This is a genomic window from Haladaptatus sp. CMAA 1909 (assembly GCF_043952005.1).
Lineage (GTDB): Archaea > Halobacteriota > Halobacteria > Halobacteriales > Haladaptataceae > Haladaptatus.
Genome location: NZ_JBIOAV010000004.1, coordinates 207,648 through 232,629 on the forward strand (window position 1 = coordinate 207,648; position 24,982 = coordinate 232,629).

Here is a 24,982-nt window from a genome sequence, read left to right on the forward strand (position 1 = left end):
GCTCTTCAACCTGCTCGTCCTTATCTAGACAGTGCCTTTTGATCTAATTTGTCTGAATTTCCGTCATCGATCCAGGTTCCAAACCGGACGCTGCGATAGTGGCGAATAGTGAGAGATCTCACTATTTCTTGATTTTCTTTGTGTCTCGCCATCTCGTCGGCTACTTCGGCAGCGTCGATTAGACACCAGTCAGAAGCGACACCAACGCTGGCGATGTCGAAGGCGGTCCTATTATCAACGCTTGTCTGTAATATTGGCAGTCAAATCGTTACAATTACCCCGGAGACCGCGTTATCACCGGCAAATTCGAGCATCTTGATAGCGATGTGGCCTCCGTCATTGTACATAGAGACCACGCATTCAAACTCCTCGCGGACTGCTCGAACAAATACTGTACCAGGTGACTCTGGACCCATCGTGTATACCTTTCCTTACAAACACGTTCGACAGCCGGTTCGATCTCCGATTCGTCTTCATCACCCAACAGCCCACCGTCGCTAGACCACTTTTTGTAAGAACTACATGATTGGAAGCAACAGGATTTTCACACGAGTTACTTCTCCAATTCCCAATTGGTGTTACAAGACTATGGGTGTAATGGTTCATGAAGCAATCATGGAACAAATTCTGAATTATGGAATTGGGAGACAGAAAGATGGGATTGCGAAAAACCATAGAGAAGCAGTCATACGGCTGATTTCAGCTTCTCGTTGACTGAGGCAAGATGAAACAGGGTTCAAAACACCAATATCTGCTTTTCAAACCCTATCTCGGCAATTACCCGATTACAATATTATTTCGTAATCATGAATCCCATGACGGGTAATACAGCCAAATTCTTTATACTGTTTTCGATGTCTCCTCTTAAAGCAGCGATTCTGGCTTGTACAAGGGGTGAAATTTCGAATTCCGTCAGAAAGAATCGGATTTAGGAGATAGAAGATGTGAGTGTAGACATATACGAAGAAGATTTATTATGAACGATCCAGAACTGGGAGAGTGTATGGCACAGAAAGCCCCCAATTCGACCTTGGCAGAGACAACTGTAGTAGATACCGATGTCCATATGACAGTGCCCGAAGAGGAGGTTGCACAATACATGGACGAACCATATGCCTCCAGTATCACTGACTCCCCACACCCTATTTTCCCATCAAGTAGCTGGGATCAACGGATGGGCGGCAAGATCAAGGATAACTTCTCGGAATTTACTGAAGCAGAAGATATCGTCCAATTTCAGCAGGAATTCGAGATCGATTATCCGATCATCAACACATTTGAGCCGCTCGGGAAGTTCTCTCAGCCAGATCTGGCAATGGAGCTTATGCGGGCGTACAATCGGCTTCTACTGGACAAGTATTTAGACGATCACGATTTTCTGGGGTTAGCTGCCGTCGCGACCCAGAAGCCTCATGAAGCGGCAGAGGAGATCGACGAGATGGGTCAAGAAGAGCAAGTCGTTGGCGTGTATATTGGGTCGAGTGGTGAGCATCCTCCCTTGGGGGATCCGAAATACGATCCCATCTATCGAGCTGCTGAGGACAATGACCTTCCAATCGTGTTTCACGGAAATGCCGAGGAGTTCATGTTCGACTTCCCGATGCAGAACCGGGGTTTCAATAAGTTCTTTGAAGTTCATAGTGTCGCCCATACTTGGCAGCAAATGATGACGCTAACGAGTATCATCGCTGAAGGGGCGCCGGAGAAATTCCCGGGTCTCAATTGGATCTTTCTCGAAGCTGGCTATGGCTGGATCCCATACATGATGCACAGGATGAATAAAATATATCATATGCGCCGAAGCGAGGTGCCGCTGCTCCAGCAAACACCCGAGGAGTACATCCGGGAGTCAGTCTACCTCGCCAATCAACCCCTCGGTGAGCCGAACGACTCCGAAGATATGCGGAAGATGCTCGAAATCATGGGGCCGGACAATATCATGTTCGCTACAGACTACCCGCACTGGGATTTCGATGCACTCGAAGAACTCGACAAGTACTTACAACATTATTTCACTAAGGAAGAACGTCGAAAAGTATTGCGCGATACCTCCGTCGAGGCCTTCCACCTCGATTTATGAAAGAGACGACTGACCGACGTGAGGACGTTGTAAAATCGGAGTGAACCATGAAAGACCATGTAATCGGACGAACGGACGAACTGAACGAAGGTGAACGAATACTGGCCGAAATCGAGGGACGCGAAATCGCAGTCTTCAATGTCGACGGTGAGTACAAGGCATACACGAACTGGTGCGTCCACCAAGCTGGACCCGTCTGTGAAGGTACCTTGACCGGAACGTGGGCCGCCGAATACGACCAGGAAAATCTCGAAGTGTGCATGGAGTGGTGTAGCGAGGACGAGATACTGAGCTGTCCGTGGCACGGGTGGGAATACGACGTCACGAACGGTGAATCACTGACTTCGAAGGCGCGACTTCCCTCTCATCCAGTTCGAGTCGACGGTGAGGACATCATCGTGAGCATTTGACGGACGATGCCGAAATAGATAGTAGCCATCCACCGTCGAACGAATACCATCCTCCTATCGTATGTCAGTTTACATTCTGAGATATCCCGGTATGCGTCGCACTACGGGGAAACAAGCCTTATGATTACTATGATATGAACGCCGCCGATACCGTACCTTGAGCGACATACTGACGAAACGGGAGGATAGCTGAGATTTGTGACAGACTGCGAAACGCTTAGTTGTATCTGATGGCGCAAAAGACTTATATTAGATTATTAATTCATATGTAGTAATGGTATGAGTAGGCACGCCTCACAGAGTGAGTCCGACGACGAGACGGCGCTCCCGGACTCCAACGATACGAACCACGACGGAAAGAATCGGCGGACGTTCCTGCTTTCGATGGCAGGAGCGTCGGCTTCGGTGCTCGCTGGCTGTTCGGGCGAATCGAATAGCGATGGAGAGGATGGTAGCGGCGGTACGTCCGCGAAAAAAACCGGCAAGTCACTCACGGTAGCCGTCTGGAGTGGTCAATACCACACCTATTTCAAGAACACGATCAAGCGAATGTACGAGGAGGAAACGGGCGCGACGGTTACGCTCGTACCCGGTTGGAGTGCGATCATCTCGAAAATCAAAAGCGCTCCCGAAGATGATCCGCCGTACGACATCGCGGTCACGGAAGGTCAGATGTATAAGCAGGCGCGAGCAGAGGACCTCTTCCTTACCATTCGAAGGAAAAACGTGCCAAATCTGAAAGCGGTGTACCCCTACGTCAAGGACCTTCGGTCGACGGAGTACGCAGTCCCGTTCGACGGTGCACCCGTCGGTGTGATGTATAACAACCGGAAGATCAACTACGACATTACCGATTGGCAAACCCTCATCGACAATAACACGCGCTTGACGATGGACGGCGGATTTTATGCGTACACGATACTCATCGGTGCTATCGTCGCCGACCAGATGTCAGGAGTCAAAGAAATATACAATAGACAGTACCACAACGTACCATTCAAAAAGGTCAGAGATTTCAACGCAACCTCGTTCTACAGCACGGGTGCCGAACGATGGCAGCAGATGCAACTACGCATCGCCAACGCTGCCCAATCGTATTTTGGCGTCTCGATGGGACGGAAGACCGAAAACGACTGGATCTCGGTTACGCTGCCGGAGGCAACCACGGGATACTACGACCATTACGGCGTCGTCCGTGGCACGGGCAAACGCGAGATGGCAGAACACTTTCTCAACTTCATGCTCAGGAAGGACGTTCAGAACAAGTGGGGTGAGACGAGCCATCAGCTATTGGCAAACAAGAACGCAGAGCACTCCGAGGTCGCACAGGAGGCTGGCTTCCCAACGAACAATCGAGAGTATAAAAACTTCCACTTCCCGGATTATAACTATCTCTCGGAGTACTCCAGTGAGTTTAGTGAAAAATTCGAAAAGCTCAAACGGTCATCGTAGTACCGCCCCAATCGACAAATTCCCTCGCACATCAATGAATTCATGGAAAATTCGATCCTAACCGCACACGAAGACGCGATTACCGATGTAACGACCGATACGACGTTCACTCCGTGGATAGACGGAGAGCGATATCGTCCCGATAAGGGCGAAACTATCGAGACCATCGACCCGGCAGTGACTCGTCCCATTACGGCGATTCCTGCCTGTGACGGTGACGATGTCGACGCGGCGGTTCAGGCGGCCTGGAACGCCTACGACCGTGAGTGGGGGGCAACTTCGCCCGCCGAGAGGGCGTCGATGCTTCGTGAGTGGGTTGACAAGCTACGGGACCACAAAGATGAACTGACCCGACTAGAGTGTCTCGACACCGGCAAACCCATCGAACAGGCTCGCGGGGAAGTCCAAGGTGCATTCGACACCTTGGACTACTATGCTTCGCTCTGTCGAACCATTGGCGGTGATCAAATCGCCGCCGGTAACGGTCTCCATGCCTACACTCGCAAAGAACCGTTCGGCGTGGTCGGACAGATAATCCCATGGAATTTCCCCATCTGGTCGTTGACCTGGAAACTCGGTCCTGCGCTCGCCGCTGGTAATACATCAGTGCTGAAGCCAGCACAGGATGCACCGTTGACAGCGATTCGCGCCGCGCAACTGTCGGCGGGCATTTTTCCAGATGGAGTTGTCAACGTCGTTCCCGGAACGGGAAGCGATGTAGGGAATGCGCTAACTGGCCACGAAGGCGTCCAGAAGGTGTCGTTCACCGGTAGTCGGAGGGTCGGCGAACGTGTCATGCAGGGTGCTGCGAGTCACATCGCACCGGTAACCCTGGAACTCGGTAGCAAATCTCCATTCTTGGTCTTTCCCGACGCCAACCTGTCGAAAGTCGGACAGGCAGTTGCCGACGGAATCTACTACAGTTCGGGGGAGATTTGCGATGCATTCTCACGGGCAATCGTCCACACGGACATATACGAGGAGTTTCTCGACGCGTTTCTCGCGGCCGCCGAGTCGTACACGTGTGGGGACCCGCTTGAGGAAGGCACGACGATGGGACCGTTGACCACTGCCGACCAGTACGAGTCCGTTCGGGAATACATCTCCCTCGGAAAGGAAGCGGGGTCAAACCTCGTTTATGGCGGTGGGACGCCAAGTGGATCACTGGAACGCGGATGGTACGTCGAACCGACGGTGTTCACCGACGTCGAAAACGATTCGCGTATCGCTCGGGAGGAGATATTTGGTCCAGTCCAGACGGTGCAGACGTTCGACAGTTATGACGAGGGCATCGACATAGCAAACGATACTAGATTCGGTCTGTCGGCCGGTATTGGAACCAAAGACACCTCGCTCGCCCACCAGGCAGCCGCGGATCTCGAGGCCGGAATAGTCTACGTCAACGACTATGGCCCTATTCTCCCCGAGGCACCCTACGGTGGCTTCAAGGAATCGGGAATCGGGAAGGACCTGGGTGAAGAGTCCCTCGACCATTATCTGCAAACCAAAAGCGTCTATATGAATCTCGAGAACCCGACGTGCTGACCGTAGCCACCGCCGTGAATACGGTGCGGATTTGAGGTTTGATAGCCGCTCCGAAGTTTCCGTTCTGAAGGACACAGCGTCACGAATAAGTACGATAAAACCAATATTTTGAGCGTGGTATCTGAAGAGACCGAATCCCAGTCGACCGAGCGACCGGAGTGGTGGAAGAAAAACGAGCGTCTCCGTGAAGAGATGGGACTGCCGGATTACGAACCGCCCAAGTTCTCCGACGACATTTTTACACATACCATCGTATCGCGGTTGGAGGAGAAGTACAGCTGCTCCATCACGTTCCGATCAAACCAGCCCCGCTACCGGGCTCATTGGGAAATCCATGTCGATGGGAGGTGCGTTGCGTCGACTGCCCGTCGGCGGACGAACGCCGGGAATACGATCTATCAGCTTTCATCGACAGCATTTACTGACCTCGTCGAATCCGCACTCGAGTAGTGCAGCTCGAACCAGAAATTCTATTTTGGTTCGAAGTCCATGGAGTTCGGTATATATCCCTGAACATCTATAATCCATATTATGGAAATTTATATAATGTTAGATGGATCATATCGTTCTATGAGTGGAATTTACACACTTACAGACCTGTCCGACCGCACCGACGCACCGTTCGCGTTGGGTTGGTGATTCTCCATGAGTGCAATTAAACTCGAAGACGTGACGAAACGGTACGGGGATTTCGATGCCGTCGACGATTTGTCCCTTGAGGTGAAAGAAGGGGAGTTGCTGTGTGTGCTCGGCCCGAGCGGATGTGGCAAATCGACGACAATGCGAATGATCGGTGGTCTCGAACGACCGACAGAGGGCAAGGTTCACATCGCAGGCCAAGAGGTCACACGACAGCCACCCTACGAACGCGACTGTTCCATCGTCTTTCAGGATTGGGCGTTGTTTCCCCACAAGACGATACTAGAAAACGTGGCATTTGGGCTGAAAATGGATGGCATCGACAGAACGAAGCGGAAAGAGCGTGCTCGAGAGACGCTCGAAATGGTTCAACTTGGCCGGCACGAGAACAAGAAACCGAAGGAACTCAGTGGCGGCCAACAACAACGGGTTGCACTGGCGCGTTCGCTCATCGTCGAACCTCACGCACTGCTACTCGACGAACCATTGTCAAATCTGGACAAGCGGCTAAAAGAGGAGATGCAACTCGAGCTCAAAGACATTCACGAGGAATTGGATCAGACGATGGTTCACGTCACTCACGACCAGAGTGAGGCATTCACGCTAGCCGACCGTATCTGCATTATGAACGACGGGAAACTCATTCAGGTAGGGGCACCACCGGATGTGTATAATAACCCCAAGAATCAGTTCGTCGAGGAATTTCTCGGCGATACGAACTTCCTCGAAGGAACAGTGGTCGAGACGGCCTCGGACGAGATCGTCGCCAAGACGGATCTCGGATGCCACGTGGATATTCCCGTTACGAACCGACAGGCAGCACCGGACGAGGGAGAATCGGTGTCCATCTCCTTACGACCGGAAAACATGCAACTCCGGCAATCCGAAATTCAAGATATCAAAGCCGACGGCGGTGATACACGGTGTACAGCAAGTGGACAGGTCGACAACGTAATCTATCGTGGATCAATGACGCGCCTGTACATCGACACCGGTTCGCGAACGATATTCGTCGAACAACAGTACGATCCGGACAGGGAAATCGAAGAACAGCAAGACATCGTTATCCAGTGGGATCCCGAACGGTTGGTTGCGTTCGACAATGAGGAAACCCAATTCACCACCGTAGAGAATTAAGAATGAGCGTAGAACTCCAACAGGGGTCGGTCCTCAATCGACTCGGGAACTGGCTCCAACGTGGCTCCACGCGGGCGAAGCTACTGATGGTTCCACTCATCGTATTCGAGGTCATTTTCTTTATTGTACCGTTGCTTTACCTTTTTCGTATCAGTCTTTACGCTCCTACCGGTGCCGGTGCATATGCTGCGGGAACGTGGTCTATACGTAGCTACGTTCAAGTACTCACCTCGGATCTCACTATCGGACTGTTAGTATTCACAATGAAGTTTACCGTCGTCGTGACCATCATTACGCTCACGCTTGCGATAGTGCTATCCTATGCCGTCTGGAGAGCTGATGGGATGTTGAAGACGGTGCTATTGTTCACGGTCATCCTTCCGTTGTTGACAACGCTGGTGGTGAAGCTCTACGCGTGGTTACTGTTGTTGTCCCCTATTGGACCGTTCAACAACATTCTGGTACGGATCGGCGTCATCGAGCAAACGATGATACTCATGAACAATTTCTTGGGAACGGTCATCGGTCAAGTGTACACTGCGTTGCCGTACGCTACATTGGCCATCTACAGTGTCATGTCGACCATTGAGTGGCAGACGGTTCAGGCGGCCCGCGACCTTGGGGCAAGCCGACCACGCTCATTCTTCGAGGTAGTACTGCCTCAGACGCTGCCGGGTATTTCTGTGGCTACCGTTGTAACCTTTGCCTGGGGAGTTGGTGCGTACGCTTCGCCTGCGCTCCTGGGGTCGGCCAGCGAGACGACGTTTGCCATCGAAGTTGAACGGTTGATGCTCCAGCAGTTCAACTATCCAGTTGCAGGTGCACTATCGATAATTCTACTCGTTTTCGTTCTAATATCAGTTATACTCATGTTCACTGCCCTCAGTCACTGGGGAGGTGACGAGATGTATGTTTAATGCATATGTACGCGAACGTCTGGAACTATTCGCCTTCCGTGCTGCATACGGACTGCTGGCGTTTCTCATGGTGCTACCATTACTGGTGGTTATCGGCACCTCGTTCGGCTCGACAGGACAGTTAGTCTTCCCGCCGCGTGGACTCTCGTTGGCATGGTACGATCAGTTTCTCTCGGATCCGTCGTGGAAAGGAGCCGTCGTGAACAGCGTGATTACGTCTTCGGGAACGGCAGTACTGTCGACATTCTTGGGCGTAACTGCCGCATTTGGGCTGAAAGGGGTCAAATCGAAGTCGTTGCGGTACTTTATCCCTATCGCCTTACTCCCACTGCTCTTGCCAGCAGTAGTCATCGCGGTCATTCTGTTGACCTACCTCAGCGAATTCGGTCTCCATCGCTCGTACTTTGCGATCATCATCGCACACTCGCTGTGGGCGACGCCGCTGGTGTTCTTCATTATGCAGGCGGTGCTCTCCCAATTCGACTGGCAATTGAGGGACGCCGCCAACGACCTCGGTGCCGGTCCCATCCGGTCGTTCGGCGAAATCATCCTTCCGAACATCAAAAACGGGATCTTTGCATCGGCACTCATCGCGTTTATTATTAGCCTCCAGGAATTCGTCATGGCGCTATTCCTATCAGGACAGGATACCCGTACCATCCCGGTGCTAGCGTGGATTGGCCTCAGAAATGAGCTAGACCCGACCATCAGCGTGGTTTCAACGTTACTCATCGTCGTGGCTATCCTCTTGGTAGTGCCTGCTGCACTCGCTATCGGTTTGGAACGACTGGCTAAACAGCTTTGATCCCTTCAGACCGGATCTTTTCCCCTCGTTTCTGTCAGCTGGGGCGTCGGCCGATGATCTCCCATCGCGACGGACGGAAGTTAGCGAGTGAATAGCGGATAGAACTCGTACGACATGATATCACCGGATATCCGGCTCGTTATAGTTGAGTTCGACGACGTTCACCGACTGCAAGAGTTTCTTCGGGAGCTCGGTTTCGAACCTATCGCCGGCGAATCGATGTGTCGGCCCGGCGATGCTCAGTCCACCGAGGATGTTGTTCCTCTCGTCGAGAATTGGTGCACCGATTGAGCGCATGCCCTCGCGAAACTCCTGTCTGTCGTATGCGTACCCTCGCTCACGAATTGCGTCGAATTCCTCATACAAATCTTCCCTCGTCGTGATGGTTTGGTCAGTTTGGGCTGGCAACCCATGCTGGTTAATAATCTCGTCGACCTCATCTTCTGGCATGTGCGCCATAATCGCTTTGCCGGTGGCCGAACAATGCAACCTGATTCGTGTTCCCGGAATCGCAGGATATTGAATATCTACACTGTCTTGAACGACATCAAGGTAGACACCCCGTCCATGCTCCTCCACGATGAGCGTTATCAACTCCTCAGTCTCCTTTGCCAGTTTTCTGATAGCGGGTGCTCCCTCCGCGTACAGTAGCAAACGCTTTCGAACGATTTCCCCTCGTTGTAAGAATTTAAGTCCGAGCTTGTACTTCGGTCCCTCCTTGACGACGTACTCGAGTTCCCGGAGTGTCGCAAGGTGGTTGTGGACTACACTTTGTGGTCGTTCAACGATTTCTGCGAGCTTTGTGACTCCAACTGCTTTGTGTTCTTCGAGCGATTCAATTATCTCTTCCATCGTATAGAGGGCTTTGACAGGGTTATTCGCCTCTATTACCATAATTTGCTTCATCGTAACCGTAGTATAAAATGTTTTGCCTGCTAGGGTCGCTTTCATTCACGGGGAAAGGAGCGGGATCCTCTAACTGTTTAGCCGTCCTTCACACCATCCATGAGGATCGCTTCCCTCACGAATTCTGCACAGATCGATTCGGGGTACCGGGGGTGGTCTACTTTGGATTTAACCGGCAGTGACTTAGACACCACCGCTTCCAGGGTAAACAGCCGATACAAATCCCCTATAGCCCGATAACGGACATACAGAGTCCTATAAATCACATACTGCTACATCAAACGTTCAAGGAGTGAAGACCAGAGTTTCGGAGGGTGGGTTGTTTTTGCGCATTTCTGGGGCTTTTCGTGGTTCAGACAGACCACATCGGTGTCGCATCAACTACCTTTCTCGGTGAGACGCCATCGTATGTCGCGTTCTGGGCTCTTCCAGAATCGAACGGACCGAAGCCATGTTCACGAGCGAGGCAGGTTGTCCGGTAGATTTCTTCATCGGAGAACTCGGTGGTAGCTTCAGATGTTTCTGAATTGCTATCGGGTGATCTTCTCACTTCCTCCAGTGGTCGTACTTCTGGAACAGCGAGGTCCTCGTTGTGGACTTCCCTGACTAAGAGATGTGCGCTGGCCGTGATATACCCTCGAATATCGTCGTCGAAGCGATTACGCCACGTTCGAGAGATGACAGATTCGTCAGGAATTTGTTCAAGACCGAATACGTCTGCGAGTTCAGGGTGACGTGAGAGGGCTCGATAGCTGTCTCCGGTGACTTCCAGATTAGCGAAGAGTTTGAGCATTCCGTGAAATGAGTACGGTGCAGGGTGCCACTCTGGATATCCATCTTCGAGCGTCTCGATTTGAAGCTCAAGATCGGTAAGTACAGAAGTCCGTACCCTCCTGAGGTCGGCTAGGTAGTATTGTGCTGGCAGTGAGTCAAATCCGAGTCGACGGCGGAGCAACGGGTTCGCTTGCAGGTAATCGTGGAGCGTTGTTTCATTCCAACCGTTAATCTCCTCGATAAGGAATGCTCGGGCCAGTAACGCCATCGGATACGGTCCCGAGTACGGCGTTAACGTATCGTGCACGGCGAACGTGAGGTGGTCAATCGGGAGGCGACAGATCAGAATCTCGATATAGCAGAGCAAGCGCTCCAGCAATAGCAAACAGGATAAGACTGAAGATAAGGACGGTTCTGGGGGCGACCGCACCACGAGGGATTGGGCGCTCAGGATCGTTGATGCGGTCGATATCGCGGTCGAAGTAATCGTTGATAGCCATTCCCGCACCGGTTGCAAGAATCGTTGTGATAATTGCTTCACCAACTGCACCGCTATTGCTGAAGATAACAGTTCCTTCAGCCACAAATGCACCGATGAACGTTAAGACTCCCGCTGCAATAGCATTCCCTGGCCGGGTGAGTTCGAAGAGTCCTTGAACGCGTTCGGCATGGGACACACCTGCGATTTGTTGTGGCCATCCAATAAAGAGTACGAATTATGTATCGTCAAAATCGGAATAGAACGGTGTTTTAGCACGGTTTAGTCGGTGTGTGAGAAAGACCTATTAGCTATCACTAATCCTCTCACGTATGAAGACAGAAGACAATGAGTTGGCAGAGGGGACAGTACTCCCAGATGAACGAGTAGCGAGATTCGAACAACTACTGGATGAAAAATCCGAGTTGGAACTCACGGAGACGATGGCCACGGTTTGTGGAGTCCATATAGCAGCATTTCGTGTATACCTCACCATTCTCGATTATCCACATAGCACGATCGCTGAAATCGCTGAAATTCTCGACCGCGATCAGAGTACGATCGGGAAACAACTGAAGCCGTTGTATGAAGAAGAGTTAGTGAATCGGTATCCTCGCACCGTCTCTAATGGGGGCGTCAAGTATCTTCATGTCGCCCAGCCACTTGCGCAAACGACAGAGTGGTTAGACCAAGAACTAAACAGCTGGACGGATACAGCGATGGCCCAATTGTCGTGCCTGTCTTTCGAATGAGCCACCATATACAGAATCCACATACAGCATACAGATACTGTATTTAAAGGCAAAGAAAGAATTTCAGATTCAAAATTGAATTAGTTGGATCACCGGTTCGGCTACTCGAGAGAAACGGGTATCCAGCGGACAGATACAATTTATGTATACAGTATTCGAATATAGCATATGTAGACAAGGTTCAGTCCAGAAAAGACAGATTCTGACTACACGATATTAGGATACCGATTGTGACAGCACCAGCAACTAGCATACGTATTCAGTATACGTTTTCAGAATACACATTCAAAATATCGATGCAGAAGCCACAGTCAGAAAGCGGAAACAAACAGCGAACTCAGAACTCGTCTTCTTTAGACAGGAGGTACTCTTTTTTCGCCTTTACTGCTTGGTCAACCGTCTCAGGAGCCACCTCTTGCAACCCTACTCGAATGAGATCCCCAATCGTTTGGCTTCGATTCACATTGGAATCGTTTTCTCGGTTGAGTGCCCTGCGTGCATCTGTTGCAACATTTTCAAGTTCTCCAGACTTCTCGAGTCCGTGAAACAGTGCTGCGAGATTCGTATCCCGAACAGTGATATTCGAACTGGCGTCACCGTTGTCAATTGCTTCATAGGCTTCCTGAACTGTCTGCGTTAGTTCGACAGTCTCGTCGGCCTGGGACGGTTCGGACGTTGAACGTTTCTGGTTTTTACTGCTCTGGAGGAGCTTTTCTGCTTTGTCTTGGCTCATTGGTCTCTGTGAGTCGGTTGAGGAGTTCGGTGGTGTTCTCGCGGTACGCGTTTAGCACACGCTGCCCTGTATTGTACAGCTCATCTTCAGGGACAGCAAAGAGTGTGCAGCCTTCGTTTTGCTTCTTCGAGATATCCTGTGAATTCGGGACAGGAACCGGGGCCGCCTGGTCTGGATATGCCTCTTGGAGTTCAGCAACGAATTCCTTTGATAAGTTCGTCGAGCTCTTCACCATCGTCGGAATGACCATCGCGAGCTGCGGATCGATTGGATGTTCGTTGTGAAGGTCATCGAGATCGTCGCGAAGATTATCTAGCTGGTTTCGCTCAAACGCACCAGGTTTGAGTGGCGCAATGACGTTTCTGGCGGCGAACAACCCGTTCAACGCAATGTTGTCCTCTTTGCCCGGCAAATCTAGCAAAACGAAATCGTAACGATCGCTCAGGTCTTCGGTAATGAACTCATTCAGCTTCGAAAAACGCTCCTCAACGGGAACGTTTGCGAGATTATTATCTGCACCGCCGAGCCCAGGGTCTGCGGGAATAAGGTCAATACCTTCTCCCGTATCATAGACCATGCGATCAACGACATCTGGGATATTGTCGCGGATGAATTCCCAATCTTCGCCAAAAATAGCGGAGATAGGAGCATCGATATCATCGACCTCATCGTTCATCCCAAAGTGAGTGGACAGGTCGTTTTGCTTCCCTGCTAAGTCAACGAGGAGCACGTTAAGGTCATGCTCCCGTTCAGCTGCAACAGCTACGTGTGCGGACGTGGTTGTTTTACCAACCCCGCCTTTTTCAACGTATGTTGCAGCACGTAGTATCCGGTTACTCGATACAGTGACCATATGCATTTGCTGTATACATATACAAGATACAAAAAGGTGCGTCAGACAACGAGAAGAAGAGAATAGCAAATCCTCGTAGTAGCCTCGTCTATCAGGTAGAGAGTGCTAGAATTACAATATACATATTCTGTATTTGTATATAGTATTCAGATTCTGTAATCGAGATTAAAGGGTGAGTTCGAGATTTGAGACAAATTGGGCAAATACACTAGACGTGCTGTATCCACCACACTACATTTCCGCGGTCCACCTCGTCCAATGAATTACGAAAAGAATTCGTTCCTCTCACGTCCTTCAGGGCAAAGATATCGACGCGGAACATCACTATCAGGTTCTGGTTTCTCAGTTTCAGTGACGGCCACTACAGCGGTTTTCCTGAGTTTATCGTCATAGCCGGTATCAATACAGAGATACCTATCCTCGTCACATATAAATAAGGATCAACTCGTTGTTTATTAACTCAAGAAAACTGCTGTCAGACGTATCCACGCGTGTTGATTAGGTAATAAAAATATATCGGCATATACTACTACAACACATAACGTTATAATAGATAGTAGTAGTGCCGTGATGTTGAGGTGAAACAGAGGTCACCGATTTCTCTCGTTAACTCCGGAAAAGTGGTGTGTGATAACTGATGAACCGCTACTATACCTCTCCTTCGTGTGGATAACTCAGGAAAGCCGCTGTGTGAGAGGGGTAATTTCCGACTTCGTTCTTGGCTTCATTTGCAGCAGTGTTGTCTCTCTGGTTCCAGTACTTTCTCTAAACTGATCGCTGTTCACATGCAAGAGTGGTGTGGTTCTGCCAAGTGATTCGGGGGACAAATGGTTACTTTGACCTCATGTGATCCGATTGAGGCTACTAATCTACCATCGTCAGACACCACTGTTGCAAGTGAAAACCGGAACTACATAACGTCATTTTGCTGTGCACGCGTTTCTAACTTCGTTAGCGTATCTTCTAAAGATAGTACATCGGAAAGCGCTGACAGCGCACTAGAGAAGGGAACATCTAGTGCATAGCTATAATAATTTCCACGGGAGCCACTGCGATTCTCCTCGGCAGTCAGAATACCAAGCATTCGAAGATCGGATAGATGGTTATGTACGGACCGCTGAGCGAGCGGATCGACGCCTGCAAACTGACAAAGGTCGGTATACTCCTCATAGATACGTCGAGTACGACATGGCGTATCACCTTTTGCAGCCATTGAGACGACTGCTAGAAGAGCGAAATGACCATTGACGGTCAGTTCTCGCATACCTTCTTCAACGCGCTCCTGTTCGAGCATCTCTTTTGCTGCCTCGACATGCGATTCTGTAATGATGTCGTTGTCTCTGTTTTCAGCATACTCACCTGCAAGTCGAAGTAGGTCAAGTGCTTGACGAGCACTCCCACTATCCTTGGCAGCGAGGGCAGCACAGAGACGTGGGACGCTATCTTCGAGAGATCCTTCTGCTAGCGCAACATCGACGCGAGACTCGAGAATATTCTGGAGCTCAGGCGCGTCATACGGTGGGAAATGAAGTTCCCGTTCACAGAGCGTGTCTTGGACACGAGGATCGAGTCGATCGCGAAACTTGAAATCATTGCTCACACCGATCAGGCCGACTTTCGTCTCGGTGAGCTTGTCATTTGATCGCGCACGAGGGAGTTCATAGAGCAGCTCATCACGAGTACCGATGGAGTCAATCTCGTCAAGGATGATGAGGACAGTTCCCCCAAGCTTGTCGAGTTCTGTGTAGAGTTTTTTAAAGATAGTTTACTGTGGATATCCCGTTGAACTGATTTCAGCACCCTCAGGTCGGAGCTCGTTCACCAGTTCGATAGCAACTTGATAGGACGAGTTGAGCGTTTTACAGTTGAGCGAGAGTACATGGAGGTCGATGTCGTCGTACTGTTCGATGTCTTCACGGAGTCTATCAAGGAGAAAATCGGTAACTGCAGTTTTCCCGACTCCTGTATTCCCGTATACGAAAATATTGTTTGGCTCCCATCCGTCGACGACCGGTTGAAGAGCGTTCATGTACGCGTCGATCTCTTCATCACGTTCTTGGATACGCTCCGGTTGATAGGACTCGTTGAGCGCGTCCTTGTTCGTGAAAATATTTTGTTTTCGGGTGAACCGCCGCATTCTGTCTCAATACTTATGTCTCATCCATATAAAACCATGGCTGCAACTGATTCAAGTGAACAGTAACACAGACACACACCACTGTTACAAGTGAAACTAGAAAGAGAGAGTCTAGTAAGAGAACAACAGTGCACAATTACAACTAAAGCGTTGACATAACGTCCGACACACCACCCGTTCAAGTGAAATCAGGCGATATACAGCGTCTATATGCTGAATCTCCGGGAACCGTTGTAGCCTCCGTGAATTTGTCTCCTTCGGTCAGTACCGACAGTCATTCATGGGTTCACTTGCAGCAGTGGTGTGCGACTGTTTCTTTTGTTAGTTATTTGAACGAGTTAGTTCTCTCGTTCAGTTGGATCCGTGGTTTAGATGAATTTCTCACCACCTCCTCCTATCCGCGACTAGCTTCACTTGCAAGAGTGGTGTCTCTCTGGTTCCAGTACTCTGTCTGAACTGGTCATTTGGCGATGTTCACATGCAAGAGTGGTGTGTTCTGCTCATGGAACGTTGTTTTCGTTCACGTGCAAAGGTGGTGTGGCCTCACTAGGTATCGCAAGTCGAGGTGATGCTCATTCAATATCGAGTGCGACGTCAACTTCGTCGTCAAGATCGTCTTTGGTTTGTGGGCCGAAGCGGGGCTCAACGCCAGTATCCTAGAGAATTTCTTCCATCTCCCAGCGAGTCACACCAGTGCGCTCTGCGGCCTTCCCGAGTGAGATTTCACCAAGGACGTAGAGCCCAATCGTCGTCGCGAGATATTCTTTATTTTGTGGGGTGTGTGGGTCAGTGGGCGACTCGTTATGGAGATTCGTATTTCTCTCGTGCTTCACGCTGAAGTGCGAATGTATCGACGGTCTTGATTCGATCACCGTACCCGTGCTTTGTGAGTGCAACTTCAATTCCACGGCGAGCAGCTTTATCGGCGGTGTAGACCGTTACCGACTCCGCTCTGTTTTGATCGAGGAGTTGTGCTGCGACGCCGCCGATTGCAGAGTCAGCCTTTTCCACCGTATCGGCGTCCTGTTCCGTTGCAGTAGCGATGTAGCGCTGCACGATATCCATTGTACTCGACACAACTGGATTCGCATACGCAATCTCATCCGCGAAGGTTGCCCAACCACGATCCAGTGCTAGATCGATCGGCTCATCTGCTGTCGTGTATCCATCTGGTCCACCACCCAACTCTTCGTACACTCGTTGTGGAATTGTAAACACGATATCGTGTTCGTGGGCAATACGCTCTAAAAGCGCGAATCGGCCAGACTCAGGACGACCGAAGGCGATGAAGAGATTTGTATCGGCGATATGAGCCTCTGTGTCCGGAATAATTGAGAGAGGCATTTATTCGGAGTGCTCTGGGAGATCTTCGTCGTCGAGATTCACCTCTGCGTCGATTGCATCGAGATCCAGATCGTCCTGGGCGTCCGGCTCTACATCGACAATGATCTCGCGAAGTTCTTGGAGGATGGTTTCAGCCTCGAGTACAGAGAGATCCAACTCGCGAGCCATGATTCGTGACGTCATCTTGCCTTTGACGTACGCACGTGCATACTCAGTCGCAATTGCGAGTCCTGCAGTGCCATGCCGATCACGGTAGAGTTCGAGATTTTGATTGTCCGTGCTGCGGGCAAGAGCGGCGATCAGTGTTGGGGTGATCTCGTACGAGCCCTCATCAGCCTGCACGGTGATCGAGAGATGCGGCGCTCGATAGCGATGGGGCTGCGTTTCAGTCACGCGTTCGAGCAAACCCATATCGGTGAGCCGATTCACATCTTCGTAAATCGTCGTCGAGGAGCTGTCGAGACCCGCTGCAAGTTCATCGACCGTTGCGGTATCACGTTCTCGGACACGTGTGTAGAGTTGGGCAAGCCGCAGGTGGGTAAGCACATCCGAAATCGCGAGCATCGTGTCGATCGGATGGGTATCGCGTTTGGTTGCCGCCATACTTTCCACTTTCCGCGGAAAACGTATAGTTCTGTCGCAGCACCAAACGTGGGTTAGCTCACGCTTGTACGGGGAACTGTTCGAGTTGAGATGACCAGCATACCGAGTAATTTGGCAATTTCAGACTTGTTCTCGTCGGATCGTCACGATATCGGCTGCTACTCGTTCGGATCCTTCGGCTGCAATCACGAGCAGATTTGACGCTGGTGTACAGGGCGCTCGCTCACCACCGTGAAATCCTGCATCTGCAGCACCGGGCAGTTGGACTTGATACCCATTCCCTGCGATTTGGAGTGAAGCGTTTGTAACTCGGTGGATCGAGACGGTGTCGAGTGCGGCTGACGTTGCGAGTTCGACGATGTTTTGGTCGGTGATGCGGTCGACGTCGACGACAAGAAGGAGACCATCGAATGCAAACACTCGGATGTCTGCAAAGCGGGTGGGCTCGTCGTCAGTCTCTTCAACGAGTCCAGCGGCTCGGGCAGGCTTTGTGATCTGGAGAGCAAGGCCATCGCCGGACCGTTTGATTTTGTTTGGCATTATCGGTTAGTATGTTATGCTAACCTAAGAGTATTTGCCCTGTTGGATGCACTCGGCTCGGAGTTGACCGTGAGATGTGGGGGTATCCATCCTTCCTAGCGGTATCCCGTGTACTTACCTGTACAGCTCTCAAATCCAGAGATAGCAATGAGTTCGAATGGGACGTCGCCACTCACTCCACTCGCGCAGGATGCGCTCGACGCGCTTGCGACCGCACTTCCGGATGCGAGAGGGCTCACGTACGAGCAAGCGTATGCAATTCTCAATGACGAAGAGGATCTTGAGCGCCCTGCTGCCGAGGATATCATCGAACGGCTCTACATGAAAGGCCATCTGTATGAAGTCGACGGGAAGCTCCGGTTGACTGATTATTGACTACAAAATTGAGCAACTATCGGAGCATGTTGATTGGTCCCGTTGGTTTCATCCGTGGGTTACTACAATCAATATTTGTGTTATCGGAACGTGTTTTATGCCTCCGTCTGATGCTCTAACTGCGCTCACACAACTGGTCAAGGCAATTTCCCTGCGCCATCATGCGACGCTCAAGGTTTGGCTGGTTGTGGGAGCCCTTCCAACGGCTTTCCTTGCCTTTCTACGAGTGAGCGTTGGTGGAGACTGTGTTTTCGGAAAATCCAATCAGAAACGATTCAACTGGGCCATTGACGACCGGTACCCGGGATCTGTTCGAGACTCATCTCGGAGAGAGACGTACTGATTCGCTCCAAACTGACGATAGCAGAACCTTGAGTCTTACTTCATAGTTGGTGGTCAGCACGACCAGTACTCACACTGGTTTCCATCGACATTTCGTCTATTGGAATATTCGGAAGCGACCCTGGCTTGCCTAAGAGGATCTTGGTAGTCGTGTTTACCTGTAATGAGCCAAACCAGCCAAATCACGACGGGATGGGACGAGTATCGACGAGCACTTCGACCGACCGACCAAGCAGTTTTTGATCGACTCTTCAAGTATGCCCAGTTGCATACCGATCCCAGCACGGTTCACAAGCCATTGTTCGTTGAGACCCCCATTCTCATCTCGATCCTGATCGAACAGCAGCGACAACTCGACGACTTGGCGGATCGGCTCGATCACGTAGAGGACGATTTGCACGGGCAGGGATGAGGTCATGGTGTACAAAATCGACTACGTCGACGGCGACGTGCTCAGATGGTCTCTAACTGAATCGGGTGTGACCTGCGAGATCGATGCATCGTATACGCCGATAATCTACGTGTCGGTGCATGGTGACGGCGATTTTTCGACGGCACGTGCTGCACCTCGTGACCATCCTGCTGTTGTGCAGGCTGCTATCATCGATGAACGCGTGAGTTTTCGCCACGACCACGAGCGGATGTGCTTGAGCCGTTGATCGAGGATCGGGATACGATCAAAGCCGAGATTCGCGAGACTGAGAACGAAGATCGTCGCGATGAGTTGGAAGGCCAGTCGAGTGCGATCAAGTGGATTTTGGTGTCGTGTTTCGGCTATCAGGGCTTCTCGAATGCAAAGTTCGGGCGGATCGAGTGCCACGAAGCGATCAACGCGTATGCTCGGGAGATTTTGTTGGAGACGAAAGCAGTGCTTGAGGAGCATGGGTGGCGAATCGTGCATGGGATCGTCGATAGTGTGTGGGTGACGCCGATCGACGGCGAGGAACAGACGTCGCTTTCAGAGCTTGTCTCGAAGATTTCTGAGCAAGTGGAGATCCGACTTGAGCATGAAGCGCACTACGACTGGATATCGTTTGTGCCGTTACGTGATTCAGATGCTGGTGCGTTGACGAAATACTTCGGGAAGGTCGATGGTGAAGACGAGTACAAGTATCGTGGCATCGAGTGTCGCCAGCGAAGTACGCCGTCGTATATTGACGATGCACAGAAAGCGTTGATTCGAGCGGTGGATGCGTATCGTGATCCGGAGGCGGTCTGTGAGGAGTTGCGAACGTGGGTCGATCGCCTTGAGCGTGGGGCGATTGACTCGAGTGAACTGGTGATTACGAATCGTGTCTCGAAGAAGCGGGAGGACTACACGCAGTCGACCCGGAGTGTGGCGGCACTGGAGCGGGCGGCTGATTTGGGGTTGGCGCGTGCGCCTGGTCAGAGTGTGTCGTATGTTGTGGTCGATGATGCGAAGGACTCGCGAGAGCGGGTGTTGTTGGCGAGTGAGGAGTTGGACGAGTATGATGTCGGGTTCTATCGGGAATTGTTGGTTCGTGCGGCAGCAAGTGTGCTATCGCCGTTGGGGTGGCGTGAATCGGATATCGAGCAGGAGTTAGGACAATACACCGAGTCGAGCTTGGCGTCGTTCGGTTGAGATATACACGCTACCGAAAGACCCTCAGGAGAACCTGCTGGGTTTGAGTCGCGACAGTCGCATCGCATTTGCCGTCACACCGATACTCATCCCCATATCGCCGACAACAACAGCCACGATGACGTTCACGAGGCCAAACGGCACGCCGATCGCCAGCAATGCCTTGATGCCGAGACTTGTCCAGATGTTCTGGCGAATCACTGACGTTGCCGTTTGGGACAACCCGGCGAGATACGGCAACTTCGTGAGATCATCACTCAACAAGGCAATGTCCGCCGTCTCAAGAGCGGTGTCCGTTCCCGCCGCACCCATCGCAATCCCGACTGTCGCCGTCGCGAGTGCCGGTGCATCGTTGATGCCGTCTCCGACCATAGCGACGCCGTCGGACTGTTCGATAAGCTCCTCGATGGCTTGCACTTTCTCGTCCGGCAGGAGTTCGGCTCGGTAGCCATCAACGCCAATCTGCTCGGCAATTGCTTGTGCCGTGCCCTCATTATCGCCGGTCAGCATGACGACACGCTCGATGCCGTGGTTGTGGAGCTGTTCGACCGTCTCGTGTGCACCAGGTCGAATCTCATCAGCCACGGCGATGAGACCAAGCAGTCGATTGTCCGCTCCGACGAATACGACCGTTTTTCCGTCGTTTTGGAGGCTTGGTACTGTTTCGGCCATCAAATCAAGATATTGACCGTGGTCACACTCCGCCGTCGTCATCGCGACTCCGCCATCCGTTGCGACATGGACGTGACCAAGATCGAAACCAAGGTTCTCGAACAACTCAGGTTTGCCGATGTAGTACTGCTCATCGTCGATAGTACCGGTCACGCCCTTGCCGGTAAGACTCTCGAAGTTCTCGATCGAGCGTTCGGGGATGCCCTCGGCAGCACCCGCGTCACTAATTGCCGCTGCAATCGGGTGTTCACTCCGTGCTTCGAGACTCTGTGCGGTCCGCAATACCTCTTTGCGAGACGTTCCTTCGAGTGGGACAACGTCCGTTACGGTCAATTCGCCTTTCGTGAGTGTTCCCGTCTTGTCGAACGCAACCACGTCGACATCCCCCATCGCTTCCAAGTCTGGCCCACTTTTGATCAGGACGCCGTTTTTGGCGGCACTCGTAATCCCCGAGACGACGCTCACGGGCGTGCTGATGACCATCGCACACGGACACGCGAGAACGAGCAGTGTGAGACCGTGAACAAAGCCAGCTCGCCACGTGGCATCGAACACGAGCGGCTGAACGAATACGAGGGCGACTGCGAGACTCACGACGACTGGTGTGTAGTAGCTGGCAAAGCGGTCGACAAACTGCTCGTGGTCCGTTTTTTCGCGCTGGGCGTCCTCAACCATCTCAATGATCCGTGCGATGGTGTTCTCGGCGGCTGTCGAGGTGACGCGAACCTCGAGGTAGCCCTCCTCGTTGATCGTCCCAGCGTACACTTCCTCATCTTCGGTTTTATCGACGGGCACGCTTTCGCCCGTGATTGGAGCCTGGTTGACCGCGCTCTCGCCTTCGATGACCTCACCGTCCATCGGAATCTTGTCCCCCGGACGGACGATGACCACGTCGCCGACTCGGACATCATCGATATGGAGTGTTTGTTCATCGCCATTGCGACGAACGGTTGCGGTCTCTGGTGCAAGCTCCATGAGTTCGTCTAGGGAACTTCGTGCCCGTCCCATCGAGTATCGCTCCATCAACTGGGCGAAGCTGAACAACACGGCGAGTGTGCCACCCTCGAAGTAGAGTGATTCACCGAAGATGAGACTCGCAGCGACCGCGCCAAGAATGCCAAGACTCATCAGTAAGTCGATATCGAGACTCAGATTTCGGGCGGAGTAGTACCCGTTTCGAATGATCCGCTCGCCGCCTGCAATAATGCCGAGGATATAGAACACTTCGGTGAGTGTGATTGCTTGGCCAAATCCAGTCGCAAGCACGATATTCAGCGAGGGAAGGAGATATTCGACGGCAAGTCCGAGTGCGAGAAACGCAGTGCCCGTGTAAACTTTGAGTGCACGTGTGCTGCGCCAGACGGCGCTGGGGTTTTCGTGTGGCCGTGTCTCTTGACTTGTTGCTCCCTCGGTTCGACTGCCTTCGACCGCGTAGCCTGCGCCCTCGATCGCGTTGATGAGGTCATTCTGGGTGACAGTGTTTGGATCATACGTTACACTGACCGTTCCAGTCGTCGGTTGCGTGTCGTACGAGAGAATTCCCTCCAGTTTGTCGAGTGCATTCTCGATCTTGCCAGCACAGGAGGGACAATCCATGTCCGGGACATCGAAGGTGGCTGTGCGTTCTACGTGTTCTGTTTCGATCGCGTAGCCCGCTGCTTCGATTCGCTCACTGATTTGCTCGGTATCTGTCTGTGAAGAATCGTACTCGACATGGACTGTTCCCGTCGTCACTTCTGGGTCAATTACTTCGATACCGGCCAGTTGCTCTACGCTGGTGGAAATTTTACTCGCACAAGACGGGCAATCCATGTCCGGGACACTGAACGACGCCGATTCACGTTTCGGGATCGATTGAACGTCATACCCCGCTGCCTCGATTCGCCCGATGATGGCACTCTGGTCGATCTGATCCGGGTGATAGGTGATTGTCACCGTTCCAGTCATCACCTCTGGATCGATCGACTCGACACCATCGAGTGACTCGACGCTTTTGGTGATTTTTGCTGCACACGACGGACAATCCATCTCGGGGACTGCGACAACCGTAGTCTCCACATCGGCAGTATCCGATGGAGTCCGTTGATCCGACTCTCTACTCATTACCTCTCAGTAGTTCTCGTTGTGGCTTACGGGTTCGTTTGGTGTGTACCAAACGAATGAGAGAGAACCAGCGTTATTGATCCGATTCGGGAAGTTGGGCAAACGGCATATTCTTCACGTAGGACCCTGCGAGATGGGCTTCTGCTCGGCGGAGACGATACGAAAGTGTTGAACCGGGAATGCCGAGCTGTTCAGCCAGGTCGTACGTTTCGATCGCTCGTGGGGTTTCGTAGTAGCCATGCTCAACGGCGGCTCGTAACGCACTCTCTTGCTCCGGCGAGAGGAACTGTTCACTCTCGCTGTCTACCATGTCGAGATCCGACGCATCTGTATCCTTTACACGGATGATATCAACACCAGCAGTCTCGGCAATTTCGGCTTCGAGGGTCTCGTAGAAGGGTGTGAGCTTTGCATCACCGGGGAGAATCAAGCGCCATTGATAGCGGCGACCGCGCCAGGTTGTCTCGAAGATCAGCCCGTCACCGAAGTGTTCAAGTGCGAGATGCGGAATCGACGTACACGCAACGGTGCGATTCCAGTACGAATACAAGATGAGTGTCTCGGCACTCCGATCGAGGACACGAGTCTCCCACTCGCCTTGGCAGTCACGCCGAACGAGACAGTCAGCGAAATAGTCGGCTGTGGCGACCGCATCAGCGACAGCATCCAGCGCTTCTTCAGCACCGCCGATATGATCTACCCGCCACAGTGTGTCAGCGGTGACGTGGCATGAAAGGGAGCGGAGTTGTGTCTCCGGAAACCCTGCGAGGATATCGGCGACCGGGTTACTTCCCGGCTCGTATTCGAGAGCGAAGACGAATTCACGCATAGGAGGTGTATAGGAGTTAGACGCTGATGAGTGTGTACATCGCATATCTACATTCATGCGAGTCTGATAACTGTCCTCAGAAACTGGACTGATGAGGAACACCTCTGTAATTACACATCACGTGATCTCTTCGATCAACTCAAATCCATTTTTGAACGTGATTTGTCCTTTGAATCCCCGAGCTTCAATCGCTCTCACTACACCTTTGTCCGCATCGGTGTCTGTCGTTACGACAGTAATGGACGATGCATTGCCGCTATCGAGGAGCTGCATTGCAACGCCAGCAGGTGCTGTATCTGCTTTCTCAATCTGATCCTCGCTTCGATTCGATGCCTGTGCAATGAACCGTCGGACGGTGTCCATCACTGCTGCAACTGCACTTTTTGTATAATCGAGTTCGTCAGCGATCGTCACCCACCCGGCGTCGATCGCACTGTTGATCGGGGTTTGACCTGGGGTACTTCGATCTGGTGCTCCACCAAGTTCTGAATACACCCGTTGAGGTATCACAAACGAAACCTCGTTGCGTTGTGCAAACCGCTGAGTGCGGTGTACTTGTTGTTTTGTTGCCGTCCATAGGCGATGAACAATCCCGAATCTGCAACCCAGGCGTCCCTCTCGATATCCGAACCAACGTCACTCATTTTTCCTCTCTTACGTCTCCGTGTCTGGTGGGTGGTCGCGTGCGTTTTGGATCCTATCAAAGTAGGGGTCGTGTGGTTGTATCTCGAGAATGACTTCTCTGAGGGAGTGAAGCACAGCAATCGCGAAAGCGACCTGGAGATCAAGCTCCCGAGCGGCGATTCGCTCGGTCATTTCCCCATCAACGTAGGGAACGGCGTACGTGAGTGCAGCAGCGAGTGTATTGTCGCCGTGTGGGTAAGACGACCTGCGAGTGATCCGATCAAATGTTGATGCTCGCCAACCCGCGTAATGTCGATATCGAGATCGTT

The 24,982-nt window shown here is 51.9% G+C and carries 22 protein-coding genes and 6 pseudogenes; 13 read left to right on the plus strand and 15 right to left on the minus strand.

Going from position 1 to position 24,982, the window contains the following annotated elements:
• Window positions 1–260 precede the first annotated feature (260 nt).
• Entirely contained in the window at window positions 261–416 is a 156-nt protein-coding gene (locus ACGYLY_RS25610) for a 4-hydroxythreonine-4-phosphate dehydrogenase PdxA (RefSeq protein WP_395285590.1), read from the minus strand.
• Between the two features lie 587 nt (window positions 417–1,003).
• Between ACGYLY_RS25610 and ACGYLY_RS25615 the strand changes: the two genes are divergently transcribed.
• The 8 genes from ACGYLY_RS25615 to ACGYLY_RS25650 all read left to right on the plus strand — a co-directional run bounded on the left by ACGYLY_RS25615 (window position 1,004) and on the right by ACGYLY_RS25650 (window position 8,985).
• Window positions 1,004–2,080, plus strand: coding sequence for an amidohydrolase family protein (locus tag ACGYLY_RS25615; protein ID WP_395285591.1), 1,077 nt, complete (start codon window positions 1,004–1,006; stop codon window positions 2,078–2,080).
• A 47-nt stretch (window positions 2,081–2,127) separates the two neighbouring features.
• Complete coding sequence (locus tag ACGYLY_RS25620) at window positions 2,128–2,490, plus strand: Rieske (2Fe-2S) protein (RefSeq protein ID WP_395285592.1); 363 nt, start codon at window positions 2,128–2,130, stop codon at window positions 2,488–2,490.
• A gap of 279 nt (window positions 2,491–2,769) precedes the next feature.
• Window positions 2,770–3,942 (plus strand): PotD/PotF family extracellular solute-binding protein, encoded by a 1,173-nt coding sequence (locus tag ACGYLY_RS25625; protein ID WP_395285593.1) that lies wholly within the window; start codon window positions 2,770–2,772, stop codon window positions 3,940–3,942.
• 42 nt (window positions 3,943–3,984) lie between these two features.
• Window positions 3,985–5,487 (plus strand): aldehyde dehydrogenase family protein, encoded by a 1,503-nt coding sequence (locus tag ACGYLY_RS25630; RefSeq protein ID WP_395285594.1) that lies wholly within the window; start codon window positions 3,985–3,987, stop codon window positions 5,485–5,487.
• A gap of 114 nt (window positions 5,488–5,601) precedes the next feature.
• Window positions 5,602–5,937, plus strand: a complete 336-nt coding sequence (locus ACGYLY_RS25635) for a hypothetical protein (RefSeq protein ID WP_395285595.1) — start codon at window positions 5,602–5,604, stop codon at window positions 5,935–5,937.
• Between the two features lie 195 nt (window positions 5,938–6,132).
• A complete protein-coding gene (locus ACGYLY_RS25640) occupies window positions 6,133–7,263 on the plus strand; it encodes an ABC transporter ATP-binding protein (RefSeq protein ID WP_395285596.1) in 1,131 nt (376 codons plus the stop codon).
• 86 nt (window positions 7,264–7,349) lie between these two features.
• Window positions 7,350–8,180 (plus strand): ABC transporter permease, encoded by an 831-nt coding sequence (locus ACGYLY_RS25645; RefSeq protein WP_395285597.1) that lies wholly within the window; start codon window positions 7,350–7,352, stop codon window positions 8,178–8,180.
• Window positions 8,173–8,985: an ABC transporter permease gene (locus tag ACGYLY_RS25650; protein ID WP_395285598.1), complete on the plus strand. Its 813-nt coding sequence runs from the start codon at window positions 8,173–8,175 to the stop codon at window positions 8,983–8,985. The genes ACGYLY_RS25645 and ACGYLY_RS25650 overlap by 8 nt, the downstream gene beginning before the upstream one ends.
• A gap of 120 nt (window positions 8,986–9,105) precedes the next feature.
• Here the strand turns inward: ACGYLY_RS25650 and ACGYLY_RS25655 are convergent, their stop codons facing one another.
• From ACGYLY_RS25655 to ACGYLY_RS25665, 3 genes and pseudogenes are all read right to left on the minus strand, one after another.
• A complete protein-coding gene (locus ACGYLY_RS25655; RefSeq protein WP_395285599.1) occupies window positions 9,106–9,879 on the minus strand; it encodes an IclR family transcriptional regulator in 774 nt (257 codons plus the stop codon).
• 925 nt (window positions 9,880–10,804) lie between these two features.
• A pseudogene (locus tag ACGYLY_RS25660) lies at window positions 10,805–11,020 on the minus strand (transposase); the annotation flags it as partial.
• Between the two features lie 4 nt (window positions 11,021–11,024).
• Window positions 11,025–11,342: pseudogene (locus ACGYLY_RS25665) on the minus strand (UbiA family prenyltransferase); the annotation flags it as partial.
• Between the two features lie 133 nt (window positions 11,343–11,475).
• Here ACGYLY_RS25665 and ACGYLY_RS25670 point away from each other — a divergent pair.
• Window positions 11,476–11,895, plus strand: coding sequence for a helix-turn-helix domain-containing protein (locus ACGYLY_RS25670; protein WP_395285600.1), 420 nt, complete (start codon window positions 11,476–11,478; stop codon window positions 11,893–11,895).
• A gap of 337 nt (window positions 11,896–12,232) precedes the next feature.
• On the opposite strand, the gene ACGYLY_RS25675 is transcribed toward ACGYLY_RS25670, so the two are convergent.
• The 7 genes and pseudogenes from ACGYLY_RS25675 to ACGYLY_RS25705 form a co-directional block, all read right to left on the minus strand.
• A complete protein-coding gene (locus ACGYLY_RS25675) occupies window positions 12,233–12,628 on the minus strand; it encodes a hypothetical protein (protein ID WP_395285601.1) in 396 nt (131 codons plus the stop codon).
• On the minus strand, window positions 12,588–13,481 hold the full coding sequence (locus tag ACGYLY_RS25680; protein WP_395291299.1) for a ParA family protein: 894 nt from the start codon (window positions 13,479–13,481) through the stop codon (window positions 12,588–12,590). The genes ACGYLY_RS25675 and ACGYLY_RS25680 overlap by 41 nt, the downstream gene beginning before the upstream one ends.
• A 910-nt stretch (window positions 13,482–14,391) precedes the next feature.
• A pseudogene (locus ACGYLY_RS25685) lies at window positions 14,392–15,618 on the minus strand (orc1/cdc6 family replication initiation protein).
• Between the two features lie 656 nt (window positions 15,619–16,274).
• The gene (locus ACGYLY_RS25690) at window positions 16,275–16,526 is read right to left on the minus strand and encodes a UPF0175 family protein (RefSeq protein ID WP_395285603.1); all 252 of its coding nucleotides are present in this window, start codon (window positions 16,524–16,526) and stop codon (window positions 16,275–16,277) included.
• Complete coding sequence (locus ACGYLY_RS25695) at window positions 16,420–16,962, minus strand: hypothetical protein (RefSeq protein WP_395285681.1); 543 nt, start codon at window positions 16,960–16,962, stop codon at window positions 16,420–16,422. The genes ACGYLY_RS25690 and ACGYLY_RS25695 overlap by 107 nt, the downstream gene beginning before the upstream one ends.
• Entirely contained in the window at window positions 16,963–17,565 is a 603-nt protein-coding gene (locus ACGYLY_RS25700) for a helix-turn-helix domain-containing protein (protein ID WP_395285604.1), read from the minus strand. It lies immediately after the preceding gene.
• Between the two features lie 120 nt (window positions 17,566–17,685).
• On the minus strand, window positions 17,686–18,105 hold the full coding sequence (locus ACGYLY_RS25705) for a hypothetical protein (protein WP_395285605.1): 420 nt from the start codon (window positions 18,103–18,105) through the stop codon (window positions 17,686–17,688).
• 147 nt (window positions 18,106–18,252) lie between these two features.
• On the opposite strand from ACGYLY_RS25705, the gene ACGYLY_RS25710 reads away from it, so the two are divergent.
• The 4 genes and pseudogenes from ACGYLY_RS25710 to ACGYLY_RS25725 form a co-directional block, all read left to right on the plus strand.
• Window positions 18,253–18,480 (plus strand): hypothetical protein, encoded by a 228-nt coding sequence (locus ACGYLY_RS25710; RefSeq protein ID WP_395285606.1) that lies wholly within the window; start codon window positions 18,253–18,255, stop codon window positions 18,478–18,480.
• A 505-nt stretch (window positions 18,481–18,985) separates the two neighbouring features.
• Entirely contained in the window at window positions 18,986–19,234 is a 249-nt protein-coding gene (locus ACGYLY_RS25715; RefSeq protein WP_395285607.1) for a hypothetical protein, read from the plus strand.
• 7 nt (window positions 19,235–19,241) lie between these two features.
• Complete coding sequence (locus ACGYLY_RS25720) at window positions 19,242–19,481, plus strand: hypothetical protein (RefSeq protein WP_395291300.1); 240 nt, start codon at window positions 19,242–19,244, stop codon at window positions 19,479–19,481.
• Window positions 19,463–20,425 (plus strand): annotated as a pseudogene (locus tag ACGYLY_RS25725) (DNA polymerase domain-containing protein); the annotation flags it as partial. The gene ACGYLY_RS25720 and the pseudogene ACGYLY_RS25725, both read left to right, overlap by 19 nt.
• Window positions 20,426–20,449: 24 nt before the next feature.
• Here the strand turns inward: ACGYLY_RS25725 and ACGYLY_RS25730 are convergent.
• The 4 genes and pseudogenes from ACGYLY_RS25730 to ACGYLY_RS25745 form a co-directional block, all read right to left on the minus strand.
• Complete coding sequence (locus ACGYLY_RS25730; RefSeq protein ID WP_395285609.1) at window positions 20,450–23,200, minus strand: heavy metal translocating P-type ATPase; 2,751 nt, start codon at window positions 23,198–23,200, stop codon at window positions 20,450–20,452.
• 73 nt (window positions 23,201–23,273) lie between these two features.
• Complete coding sequence (locus tag ACGYLY_RS25735; protein ID WP_395285610.1) at window positions 23,274–24,029, minus strand: helix-turn-helix domain-containing protein; 756 nt, start codon at window positions 24,027–24,029, stop codon at window positions 23,274–23,276.
• A gap of 117 nt (window positions 24,030–24,146) precedes the next feature.
• A pseudogene (locus ACGYLY_RS25740) lies at window positions 24,147–24,673 on the minus strand (hypothetical protein).
• 10 nt (window positions 24,674–24,683) lie between these two features.
• Window positions 24,684–24,905: pseudogene (locus tag ACGYLY_RS25745) on the minus strand (transcriptional regulator TrmB); the annotation flags it as partial.
• Window positions 24,906–24,982: the final 77 nt, after the last annotated feature.

Coding starts and splice junctions, on each gene's coding strand:
- ACGYLY_RS25700 (WP_395285604.1), bottom strand. CDS start 17,565: ATGGCGGCAACCAAACGCGATACCCATCCGATCGACACGATGCTCGCG.
- ACGYLY_RS25615 (WP_395285591.1), top strand. CDS start 1,004: ATGGCACAGAAAGCCCCCAATTCGACCTTGGCAGAGACAACTGTAGTA.
- ACGYLY_RS25705 (WP_395285605.1), bottom strand. CDS start 18,105: ATGCCAAACAAAATCAAACGGTCCGGCGATGGCCTTGCTCTCCAGATC.
- ACGYLY_RS25655 (WP_395285599.1), bottom strand. CDS start 9,879: ATGGTAATAGAGGCGAATAACCCTGTCAAAGCCCTCTATACGATGGAA.
- ACGYLY_RS25610 (WP_395285590.1), bottom strand. CDS start 416: ATGGGTCCAGAGTCACCTGGTACAGTATTTGTTCGAGCAGTCCGCGAG.
- ACGYLY_RS25645 (WP_395285597.1), top strand. CDS start 7,350: ATGGTTCCACTCATCGTATTCGAGGTCATTTTCTTTATTGTACCGTTG.
- ACGYLY_RS25650 (WP_395285598.1), top strand. CDS start 8,173: ATGTTTAATGCATATGTACGCGAACGTCTGGAACTATTCGCCTTCCGT.
- ACGYLY_RS25710 (WP_395285606.1), top strand. CDS start 18,253: ATGAGTTCGAATGGGACGTCGCCACTCACTCCACTCGCGCAGGATGCG.
- ACGYLY_RS25625 (WP_395285593.1), top strand. CDS start 2,770: ATGAGTAGGCACGCCTCACAGAGTGAGTCCGACGACGAGACGGCGCTC.
- ACGYLY_RS25735 (WP_395285610.1), bottom strand. CDS start 24,029: ATGCGTGAATTCGTCTTCGCTCTCGAATACGAGCCGGGAAGTAACCCG.
- ACGYLY_RS25715 (WP_395285607.1), top strand. CDS start 18,986: ATGAGCCAAACCAGCCAAATCACGACGGGATGGGACGAGTATCGACGA.
- ACGYLY_RS25695 (WP_395285681.1), bottom strand. CDS start 16,962: ATGCCTCTCTCAATTATTCCGGACACAGAGGCTCATATCGCCGATACA.
- ACGYLY_RS25620 (WP_395285592.1), top strand. CDS start 2,128: ATGAAAGACCATGTAATCGGACGAACGGACGAACTGAACGAAGGTGAA.
- ACGYLY_RS25730 (WP_395285609.1), bottom strand. CDS start 23,200: ATGAGTAGAGAGTCGGATCAACGGACTCCATCGGATACTGCCGATGTG.
- ACGYLY_RS25670 (WP_395285600.1), top strand. CDS start 11,476: ATGAAGACAGAAGACAATGAGTTGGCAGAGGGGACAGTACTCCCAGAT.
- ACGYLY_RS25675 (WP_395285601.1), bottom strand. CDS start 12,628: ATGAGCCAAGACAAAGCAGAAAAGCTCCTCCAGAGCAGTAAAAACCAG.
- ACGYLY_RS25630 (WP_395285594.1), top strand. CDS start 3,985: ATGGAAAATTCGATCCTAACCGCACACGAAGACGCGATTACCGATGTA.
- ACGYLY_RS25680 (WP_395291299.1), bottom strand. CDS start 13,481: ATGGTCACTGTATCGAGTAACCGGATACTACGTGCTGCAACATACGTT.
- ACGYLY_RS25640 (WP_395285596.1), top strand. CDS start 6,133: ATGAGTGCAATTAAACTCGAAGACGTGACGAAACGGTACGGGGATTTC.